This window comes from Nostoc sp. PA-18-2419, from assembly GCF_005869855.1.
Taxonomy (GTDB): Bacteria; Cyanobacteriota; Cyanobacteriia; order Cyanobacteriales; family Nostocaceae; genus Nostoc.
In genome coordinates, this window is sequence record NZ_SZNH01000009.1 from 1 (window position 1) to 10666 (window position 10666).

Here is a 10666-nt window from a genome sequence, read left to right on the forward strand (position 1 = left end):
TTGCTGTTATGGGGGCCAGAAGCCCAAGGCGACAAGGCGACCTCACCCGTTGGTTCCAATTGGGTGGGTTGTGGCCATTCGTAGCCCTGCACGGAGCCTTCGCATTGATTGGCTTCATGTTGCGGCAATTTGAAATTGCCCGGTTAGTAGGAATTCGTCCCTACAATGCCCTAGCATTTTCAGCCCCAATCGCGGTATTTGTCAGTGTATTCCTGATGTATCCCTTGGGACAAGCATCTTGGTTCTTTGCTCCCAGCTTTGGTGTCGCCGGAATCTTCCGTTTCATTCTATTTGTCCAAGGTTTCCATAACTTTACTCTCAACCCCTTCCACATGATGGGGGTAGCAGGTGTATTGGGTGGTGCGCTATTGTGTGCGATTCACGGAGCCACCGTGGAAAACACCTTGTTTGAAGACGGTGAAGCAGCTAACACCTTCCGGGCATTTAATCCGACTCAATCAGAAGAAACCTACTCAATGGTGACGGCAAACCGTTTCTGGTCACAGATATTCGGTATTGCGTTCTCTAACAAGCGCTGGCTGCACTTCTTTATGTTGTTTGTGCCAGTAACAGGCTTGTGGATGGCAGCGGTTGGTATTGTCGGTTTGGCACTCAACCTGCGGGCYTATGATTTCGTCTCCCAAGAATTGCGGGCGGCGGAAGACCCAGAGTTTGAAACTTTCTATACCAAAAACATTTTGCTCAACGAGGGTATCCGCGCTTGGATGGCTCCTCAAGATCAGATCCACGAACAATTTGTATTCCCTGARGAGGTATTACCTCGTGGTAACGCTCTCTAATAGACCAAATATTTTAGGCGGCACTGGACGCGACCAAGAATCTACCGGGTTTGCCTGGTGGTCTGGTAACGCCCGTTTAATCAACCTATCTGGCAAACTACTGGGCGCTCACGTTGCCCACGCTGGTTTGATAGTATTCTGGGCTGGAGCGATGACTTTGTTTGAAGTCGCTCACTTCATTCCTGAAAAGCCCATGTATGAGCAGGGCTTTATCCTGCTACCTCACCTCGCCACCCAGGGTTGGGGTGTTGGTCCTGGTGGTGAAGTCATCGACACCTTCCCTTACTTTGTTATTGGTGTACTCCACCTGATTTCCTCAGCCGTACTAGGCTTTGGCGGTATCTATCATGCCATCCGTGGTCCAGAAACCTTAGAAGAATATTCCTCATTCTTTGGTTACGACTGGAAAGACAAGAACAAGATGACCAACATCATCGGGTTTCACCTGATTATTTTAGGAGTCGGTGCGCTGTTGTTGGTGCTGAAGGCAATGTTCTTTGGTGGTTTGTATGACACCTGGGCACCAGGCGGTGGTGATGTTCGTATTATTACTAATCCGACACTTAACCCAGCTGTTATCTTCGGTTATTTAATCAAGTCTCCCTTCGGTGGTGAAGGCTGGATTGTCAGTGTCAATAACTTGGAAGATGTTGTCGGTGGTCACATATGGATTGCCTTGATTTTAATTGCTGGCGGCATTTTCCACATTCTGACTAAGCCTTTTGGTTGGTCACGTCGTGCATCCATCTGGTCTGGTGAAGCTTACCTCTCCTACAGCTTGGGTGCCCTCTCGCTGATGGGCTTCATTGCCTCAATCTTTGTTTGGTTTAACAACACTGTTTACCCCAGCGAATTCTACGGTCCTACTGGTCCTGAAGCTTCTCAAGCTCAAGCTATGACCTTCTTGATCCGTGACCAACGCTTGGGTGCTAACGTTGGTTCTGCTCAAGGTCCCACAGGTTTGGGTAAATACTTGATGCGCTCTCCAACTGGTGAAATCATCTTTGGTGGTGAAACCATGCGCTTTTGGGATTTCCGTGGTCCTTGGCTGGAGCCTCTGCGTGGTCCCAATGGTCTAGACCTGGACAAAATCAAGAATGATATTCAGCCTTGGCAAGCTCGTCGCGCTGCTGAATACATGACCCATGCTCCTTTGGGTTCTTTGAACTCTGTAGGTGGTGTGGCTACCGAAATCAATTCCTTCAACTACGTGTCTCCTCGCGCTTGGTTGGCTACTTCTCACTTCGTATTAGGATTCTTCTTCCTAATTGGTCACTTGTGGCACGCTGGTCGCGCTCGTGCAGCCGCGGGTGGTTTTGAAAAAGGTATTAACCGTGAAAATGAACCAGTAATGTCGATGGACTTCCTCGACTAGGTTACAAAGTTTCTTTCATCACTGACAATCAAATAGTTTACAGACTCTTGCATTAAAGCAAGAGTTTTTTTTATAAAAATAGTATTTAAAGGAAAATTAGAGATTATTTATCAAGTAATACTATTTAACCAAAAAATGATAAAGATAGTTAAGTCAGAAATATGTATACTGAAAACCCGTCTCCAAACCTCCCAGAGAAACGGAGAGAACCATTGAAACCCCCATTCCTTGATAGGTGTTGCGGGGCACGGGATTAAATTTAGGAAGTCTGAGCTATAGCTGCTTCCCCTACTTAAGATAGACTTTCATAGATAGCCTGTTAGTAATCTACTGAAGTAATTAATATTATGAGTGATCCAAATTTTATCGACGCTTTGCGCTGGACAGGTGAAGCCAAGGAAAAGTTGCAAAATATTCCCTTTTTTGTGCGTCCTCAAGCTAAAGCTCGAATTGAAGCTTTGGCTCGTCAAGCTCAGCAAGAAGTTGTGACGGGTGATTTGGTAGAACAGGCTAGGCTTGAGTTTGGACAATAAAATATTTGGGATTTAGGATTTTATAGAAATATAAACTAATTATTGATGATTTTTGCTCAATACTGTAAACTTGTAAATTTTGCGTAACACGTTCACAACTAAGTTGTGTGATAGGGATAATTATAAAAATAGTATATAAAGAAAATATCCCTATTTGTCCAATAAATAACCCAATAAATCGAAGCAACTTTGGTTGAATAGTAAAGTTAAGTTTATTTTGCGTTTGCTCATGAATTTTTAGATTTTTGCCTCTAGACAAATCCCAAATTAAAATTAAGTTGATAATTAATAATACATAATTTCAAAAAGAAGCTTTATTTTCCATTTTTTGAGTAAAATGTCTCTGTTTTGAAGCTCAACGATGAGATTATTTATCTACAACCCAAACTATCTCGCGTTGACACACCAGTAACCGGATTTATACCATCGGCTCTTTCACATAATAGTGATGCTTGATAGCGGTCAATTAAAGCATCGCTAAAATCAGCCCCAGTGACATTTGCATCATAAAAGCGGCTACGGGTTAAAGTTGCCTCTGTAAAGATGGCATTTTTCAGGTTAGCACCATCCATAGTCACGCGATCCACTAAAGCCCCAGTCAGATTAGCGCCTTCTAGATTTGCGTTTAATAAAACTCCTTTAGTAAGAATTGCGTTGGTTAAATTTGCTTCCTGAAAATTAGTCCCTCGCATTTCTGCTGCGACAAAAGTTACACCTGCCAAATCAGCATGAGAAAAGTCACGATTTTCTAAATTTATATTGTTGTAATTGATTGTGTTTAGTTGAGCAAAAGCAGGTTTGGGATTAAGTATTATCCACACAAATGCTAGTGTCAAAATTACAATCAAACTCAAAAAGCGGAATAAAATCTTTTTCATAACTTTATTATTTGTCCTTCGTCATTAGTCTTTGTTCTTCGTACTTTGTTTTTAGTCATTAGTCCTTTGTGCTTTGTTAGTTAACAATGACTAATGACTAAGCGCAAAGTCTGAGCCGAAGAAACCTCTGCTCAGAACTTTGTAAGAATGACCAATGACTAATGACCAATGACTATTTCCAATCTTTACCAATGCGAATTGTGAGGTCAGATTCTAAATCCCCAATTGCCGATACGTCTATTTGACCTAAGCCTAAGACTTTTTGCAAATCAACTCCTACTTGTCGGTTACCTTTTTGAACAATAATCTGAGTTTGGCGTTGAGTATCTGACCAATCGGGCACTTTGTAAATATTAGTAAAGCCTTTCTGTTTAAGATAAGCAATAACTTTTTCAGTTAGTTGAGGTTGATTGGAAGCATTTTGAATAGCAATTTTGAGGTTAGGAACCCGGCGGGTATCTGGTTTGAGACCAGGTACATTTACCCCAACATAATCATTCAACAGGCTTTGTTGTCCGGTCATGTTCAGCCAATAGCTATCAGGGTCTTTGCTAAAGCGGCTAAACGTACCAGGCAATACGGTCATTTGGAAGTTATCTCGATTTAAGTTCAGACCGAAGTTCACCAACGCCATCATTTCTTCCAGTTTCAGGTTGGTATCAAAGTATTTTCGCATTAGGCGAGTTAATTGAGGCAACCTAGGTAAAACGGTAGGACTATTAAGGCGTTGCAGTAGCGCTGCTATGAGTGCTTGTTGACGCTGTACTCTTGGCAGATCTCCCAAACCTGGTTCGCGGAACCGGACAAACTGTTCTGCTTGCTCGCCGTTGAGGGTTTGCCAGCCACTGACTAAATTAATTGACAGTCGACTGCTAGAGTCTTTATATTCCATAGATTTGGGAACAAAGACTTCTACTCCGCCTAACTGATCGACTAACTCGCGTAAACCGCTAGTAGAAATACGAATATAGCGATCAATTGGAGCATTATTTAAGGTGCGGCTAACTACCCGTGCAGCCAAGACTGGGCCTCCTTGGGCATTGGCATCAGATACCTTAGTTAAACCCTTTTCTCCCTTTTCTGGGATGGCAATCATTGTATCTCTGGGAATCGAAAGCACCCGTACAGATTTTTCACTAGGATTGAGCCTTACTAGCTGCATGGAGTCGCTTTTACCAGCAAAGCTTTCTGGCGAACCATCAACAGTACCGTTGACTGGTTGAATCCCCATAATTAAGATATTCATCGGCCGTGAAAGCTGGTATTGGGAGAGTTTGCTCCATAACTCCCCTGGTAATGGGATGTTTTGCTCATCTTTACCAGCAGTTCCTAAATCTTCATCTGTTCGATCTAAGTTGTTGCTCCATAACGGAGTCCAAAGTGCTAACGTTGACACCAGTAAACCTGATAAAATGATGCCGATAACGACCGTCATCATCCATAACAGCCATCGAGGCATGGTTAAGCCCAGTCTCTCAGAAAGCTGATTGGTAATTGCACCTACAGATTCGACAACACTACGGCTCGTGTTTGCTGGCGCTTTGATTTCTACCTCCTCTTGGAGGTCTGTTATTGGTGCCGATGTTGCTTGATTTTCCGGGTGTTGAAGTTGCGGTGATCGCACTTCGGTTTCAAACTCTGCTACTTGCCCAGATGTGACTTGATTTTCCGACCATTCGACTTGTTTTATCACAATTATCTCCCCACTGAACCACTCCCTAAAAGTATGTTAATGCAAGCTACAAATATTGCCAGTGGAAAACCTCACTGTAAACTTGTAATGTTCTTCAGTAGACGTGTATGACAACATGAATACTTTATTGTTCCCTGTAATCCTTGCTGGTGGTAAAGGTGAACGTTTTTGGCCCTTAAGTCGGCGAGACCGACCTAAACAATTTTTAAGTCTTGATGGTAGTTCTAGAAGTTTATTACAAGCAACCGCCGATCGCTTGTTAACACTCGCAGGCGGTGAGTCCAGCGCTGTAGCAGGGAAACCCTCGTTAAGCGACTGGGGAACCCCTACGGGTTGGGATTCCTTGTGGGTTATTACTTCTAGTCAGATAGCTGAAGGGGTACGACAACAATTACCCGATTTACCATCTGGGAACTTACTAATTGAGTCAGAAGGAAGAGACACCGCCGCCGCCGTTGCTTGGGCAAGTTTAGAAATCAAACAGCGTTATGGAGAAGACGCTGTGATTGGCTTTTTCCCTGCTGACCACTGGATTGCAGACCAAGAAGCGTTTGCACACACATTAAGTGCGGCTACACAACTGGCGACAAGCACAGCAGCCATCGTCACACTGGGGATCAAGCCTACTTTTCCATCAACTGGTTACGGTTACATTGAACAAGGTGAAAAAATAGGTAGCTTTAATGAGTTGCCAGCTTATCACGTCAACCGCTTTACTGAAAAGCCCAACCGTGAAATAGCAGAAACTTTTTTATCTACGGGACGTTTTAGCTGGAATAGTGGCATGTTCGTCTTTCGAGCAGGAGTTGTTCTCAAGGAACTACACACCCATGCTCCAGAAATCATTGAACCTTTAGAACAACACGGGCCCAATATCTATCCTCAGTTACCTAAAAAGAGTATAGACTATGCACTCATGGAAAAGACAAGTCTAGCATACGTATTGCCAGTTGAGTTTGGTTGGGATGATTTAGGAGATTGGAATGCGATCGAACGCTTACTGAAAACAGAAGATGCTCCTAATGTAGAACTTGCTACCCACGTGGGATTAAACACGCAGGGGGCAATTATTTATGCCTCAAATCCAGAAGATGTAGTTGTTACTATTGGTTTAGAGGATGTGGTGATTGTGCGCGATCGCAATGTCACCCTTGTGGTCAAAAAAGAACTTACCCAGGAAATCAAGCAGATCCTAAAAATTCTCCAAACAGATTCCCGATTTAGCGACCTACTATAAAAGTTAAAACCCCTGGCAGAGGCTAAAAAGCCTATTTTCCTATTATAACTTGACTGCCTATGATTTCATCTAACAGTTATGCAGATTATTAGCTTTGAGCCTCTAGCCAAGACAATAGCAATTGAGTCTATTACTGCCTATCAAAAATATATTTCTCCATCCAAAGGATTTTGTTGCTCCCATCGCTTATTACACGGCGGCGATTCCTGCTCTAATTTCGTCAAACGAATGCTGAACGAACAAAATCTGCACCAAGCCGTACAATTATCCATAAAAAGATTTCAAGACTGTGCCACAGCTAGCAAAACTTTAACAAGTAACAAAGCTAGAGCCGACTTCCGTTGTATCGTCATCCCCTGTTGCTTACCTCTTTAATTCCTCTGCATCTTTGCAGCTGTTTACAAAAATGTTCCTCACCCAAACTGTTCCCCGTCAACGAGAAATTATTGAAGTCTTCCTTCGCAATGGCTGGGACTACATGCGAAGATTGCTTACTGGTGGCAAAACTGATGAACCCCAGCTACCTACACCTGCGGTTTTAAAAAATATCCTAGTAGACTTAGGCCCAGTCTACGTTAAACTTGGTCAGCTACTTTCCACTCGTCCAGATTTACTCAGCGCCGCCTACATTGAGGAACTATCAACTCTCCAAGACGAAGTACCACCAGTTCCCTGGTCAGAAATAGAAGTAGTTATCCGCAAACAACTAAAACAATCACTAGCAGAAACCTTTAGCACAATTAACCCGATCCCAGTAGCAGCAGGATCGATTGCCCAGACACATCGAGCTACATTAATAGATGGTCGAGAAGTCGCGCTCAAAGTGCAACGTCCGGGGATTGATATTACTATTGCCCAAGATATTGCCTTAATTCAAGGCATTGCTGATTTAGTGGCGCGTACTGATTTTGGGCAAACTTACGAAATCAAATCCATTGCTGAAGAGTTCACTAAAGCATTAGAAAACGAATTGGATTTTACCCGGGAAGCGGGTTTTACAGACCAACTGCGGCGTAATTTATCTCAGAGTCGCTGGTACGATCCCACAAAAATAGTGGTTGCAGAAATTAACTGGGATTTGACCACTGAAAAATTACTGGTAATGGAATGGCTCGATGGGGTGCCTTTCTTAGAGGCGGATTTAAACAGCAACAATAACGGTAAAGACCCTGCTGTAGAGCGTCAAGAAATAACCACTTTGTTATTTCGAGTATTTTTTCAGCAACTATATATGGATGGCTTTTTTCATGCCGATCCTCATCCCGGAAACTTGTTTTATCTCAAAGATGGTCGTGTTGCCCTTTTAGATTGTGGTATGGTGGGGCGACTCGATCCCCGCACACAGCAGATATTAACAGAAATGCTGTTAGCGATCGTAGATTTAGATGCTCAAAGGTGCGCTCAGTTAACTTTACAGCTATCGGATTCTGGTCAGCCAGTAATTTTGTCGCGGTTAGAAAATGATTATGATCGCATGTTGCGAAAGTATCACAATGTCAGCCTAACGGAAATAAACTTCAGTCAGATCATTTATGAAGTTTTACAAGTTGCCCGCAACAATAAAATTAGGTTGCCGAGCAATATGGGATTGTATGCTAAAACTCTGGCAAATTTAGAAGGAGTGGCGCGGACATTCAACCCGGAGTTGAATTTTTTCGATGAAATCAAGCCATTAATTACAGACTTGTTTCGTCGGCAATTACTAGGTGATAATCCATTGCGATCGCTTTTGAGGACAGCTTTGGATATTAAAAGTCTGTCTCTCCAATCGCCGCGCCAAATCGAACTGTTATTAGACCGAGTTACCTCAGAAACCTTACAGTGGAATCTATCGCTGCGGGGTTTAGATGGCGTGCGGCGGACTATGGACGATGCGGCAAACCGACTATCTTTCAGTATCTTAGTCGGTTCGCTGATTATGGGTGCGGCAATCATTTCCACCAGAGCGCAGACAACTCAGCTATCCTTTTTAAGTACCGTTCTGTTTGCAGTTGCTAGTTTATTAGGTTTTTGGTTAATTATTAGTACATTGCGATCGGGACGTTTACGATAAAATTGATGCTCTTTGGCTGGATAATTCCCAATATGGGAACTGATGATTACTAAATCCGCATTTAATTATTTAGAACTAGAGATGAACACAGATAAATTTATCTGTGTTCATCTGTGTTTATCATGTGCATTTAAATTGCCAACGATAAATTACCAAGAGTTTAACTAGAAAAATTTTTCTTTCTGACTTTTAAATTGATTCTCTATGGTTATAAGATAAAAAATATGTCAATTATCATTGTTGAAAAGCTAAGCAAATCTTATCCGGTAGCAATCAAAAATCCGGGTATTAAAGGCACAATTAGCCACTTTTTCCGCCGCACTTACCGCACAATAAAAGCAGTTCAGGATGTTTCCTTTGAAATTGCTCCTGGTGAAATAGTGGGGTTTTTGGGACCCAATGGTGCTGGTAAAACCACCACACTCAAAATGCTTACAGGGCTGATTCATCCTTCTAGCGGTGCAGTCACAGTCGCAGGACAAGTTCCCTTTCGCCGCCAAGAAGCATTTTTGCAAAAAATTACTTTGGTGATGGGACAAAAGCAGCAGTTAATTTGGGATTTACCAGCGCTGGATTCTTTGAAAATTAATGCTGCTGTATATAATATCTCTGATAAAGAGTTCCAGCGGCGCGTGGGAGAATTAACAGAAATGCTTTCCCTTGAGGGCAAACTTACCCAACCTGTGCGGAAGTTGTCTTTGGGTGAACGGATGAAAGCAGAACTATTGGCAGCACTTTTGCACCGTCCCCACGTACTATTTCTAGATGAACCAACGCTGGGACTAGATGTCAATGCTCAAGCGGCGGTGCGTGATTTCTTGCGTGAGTACAATCAACGTTATCAAGCTACAGTACTGTTAACTAGTCATTACATGGCTGATATCACAGCTTTGTGTCAACGGGTACTATTGATTCACCAAGGAAGGCTGATGTATGACGGTAGTTTAGATGGATTGTTGGAACGTTTTGCTCCTTACCGTGAAGTCGATATCGAGTTAGCCCAACCTCTACCAATAGAAAAACTCACCAGCTATGGTAATGTGCAACTTTTAGAAGGGCGAGCAGTGCGTTTTCTGATCCCACGAGAGACGCTTACCCGGACTATATCTCAGATTTTAACGGATTTAGAGGTAATTGATTTAACAGTTACCGAACCGCCTGTAGAAGAAGTGATTGGGCGAGTGTTTCAGGCAGGGGTTGTGGATTAAAGACGCGATTAATCGCGTCTCTACTACAGGAGTCGAAAGTGCTGAGTTCCAACTTCTCAATTGTGGGTGGTGGGTAATTTTTGTTCTGGGGAGTGAATAAATGAAGCGGATATTTAGAAAAATTTTAACTTTGCTCTCAGTATACTATGCCTATATGGTTGAGTATCGAGCAGAACTAATTTTCTGGGTTTTGGCTGGGACTTTGCCGATTATCCTGATGGGTGTCTGGATACAAGCAGCCCAAGGTGGGCGATTTGGGCTATCACCTGTGGATTTTGCCCGTTACTTCATTACGGTTTTCATTATCAGGCAACTCACTGTTGTTTGGGTAATTTGGGACTTTGAAAGAGAGGTAGTAGAAGGCAAACTTTCGCCTAAATTGCTACAACCACTCGACCCAGCATGGCATCATATTGCAGGGCATATTTCTGAAAGATTTGCCCGCTTAAGCTTTGCTTTTTTGTTAGTAGGATTATTTTTTATTCTTTATCCTCAAGCTTTTTGGTTACCAAGTTTCAGTAAATTTTTGCTGTTTACGTTGGCGGTGGTGCTAGCTTTTACTTTGCGGTTTACAATTCAGTACACCTTTGCTATGTTCGCCTTTTGGACAGAACGGGCTAGCGCTTTAGAAAATTTTTGGTTGTTGTTTTATATATTTTTATCTGGTTTGATAGCACCTTTAGAAGTTTTTCCTGAACCTGTGCGGAAAATAGTAACATTTACACCGTTTCCTTATTTGATTGATTTTCCTGCGAGTATTTTGGTAGGGCTACCTGTGGATGTATGGCAAGGATTTTTCTCAATGGTGGCTTGGATATTAATATTTTTGGGTGCAAATCGTTTACTTTGGCGTGCAGGTTTGAAGCGATATTCTGGGATGGGAGCATAA

9 protein-coding genes and 1 pseudogene are annotated in these 10666 nt (G+C 42.7%); 8 read left to right on the plus strand and 2 right to left on the minus strand.

All coding sequences use genetic code 11. The annotated features are described in order from the left end of the window. The 3 genes and pseudogenes from FCR06_RS11280 to FCR06_RS11290 all read left to right on the plus strand — a co-directional run. Positions 1–800: pseudogene (locus tag FCR06_RS11280) on the plus strand (photosystem II D2 protein (photosystem q(a) protein)); the annotation flags it as partial. Further along, on the plus strand, positions 784–2175 hold the full coding sequence (gene psbC, locus FCR06_RS11285; RefSeq protein ID WP_138499631.1) for a photosystem II reaction center protein CP43: 1392 nt from the start codon (positions 784–786) through the stop codon (positions 2173–2175). The pseudogene FCR06_RS11280 and the gene psbC, both read left to right, overlap by 17 nt. 347 nt (positions 2176–2522) lie before the next feature. After that, on the plus strand, positions 2523–2708 hold the full coding sequence (locus FCR06_RS11290) for a PCP reductase family protein (protein WP_138499633.1): 186 nt from the start codon (positions 2523–2525) through the stop codon (positions 2706–2708). Between the two features lie 371 nt (positions 2709–3079). On the opposite strand, the gene FCR06_RS11295 is transcribed toward FCR06_RS11290, so the two are convergent. Continuing rightward, a complete protein-coding gene (locus tag FCR06_RS11295; RefSeq protein ID WP_138499635.1) occupies positions 3080–3586 on the minus strand; it encodes a pentapeptide repeat-containing protein in 507 nt (168 codons plus the stop codon). A 172-nt stretch (positions 3587–3758) separates the two neighbouring features. After that, positions 3759–5279 carry an LCP family protein gene (locus FCR06_RS11300; RefSeq protein ID WP_138499637.1) on the minus strand — a complete coding sequence of 507 codons (1521 nt, stop codon included), beginning with the start codon at positions 5277–5279 and terminating at the stop codon, positions 3759–3761. A 115-nt stretch (positions 5280–5394) separates the two neighbouring features. Between FCR06_RS11300 and FCR06_RS11305 the strand changes: the two genes are divergently transcribed. The 5 genes from FCR06_RS11305 (at position 5395) to FCR06_RS11325 (ending at position 10666) form a co-directional block, all read left to right on the plus strand. After that, positions 5395–6516: a mannose-1-phosphate guanylyltransferase gene (locus tag FCR06_RS11305; protein WP_138499639.1), complete on the plus strand. Its 1122-nt coding sequence runs from the start codon at positions 5395–5397 to the stop codon at positions 6514–6516. A 78-nt stretch (positions 6517–6594) separates the two neighbouring features. Next, a complete protein-coding gene (gene yidD / locus FCR06_RS11310) occupies positions 6595–6891 on the plus strand; it encodes a membrane protein insertion efficiency factor YidD (protein ID WP_138499641.1) in 297 nt (98 codons plus the stop codon). A 31-nt stretch (positions 6892–6922) separates the two neighbouring features. Continuing rightward, a complete protein-coding gene (locus tag FCR06_RS11315) occupies positions 6923–8569 on the plus strand; it encodes an ABC1 kinase family protein (RefSeq protein ID WP_138499643.1) in 1647 nt (548 codons plus the stop codon). Between the two features lie 224 nt (positions 8570–8793). Then, positions 8794–9777 (plus strand): ATP-binding cassette domain-containing protein, encoded by a 984-nt coding sequence (locus FCR06_RS11320; RefSeq protein WP_138499645.1) that lies wholly within the window; start codon positions 8794–8796, stop codon positions 9775–9777. 100 nt (positions 9778–9877) lie between these two features. Further along, complete coding sequence (locus FCR06_RS11325) at positions 9878–10666, plus strand: ABC transporter permease (protein WP_138499647.1); 789 nt, start codon at positions 9878–9880, stop codon at positions 10664–10666.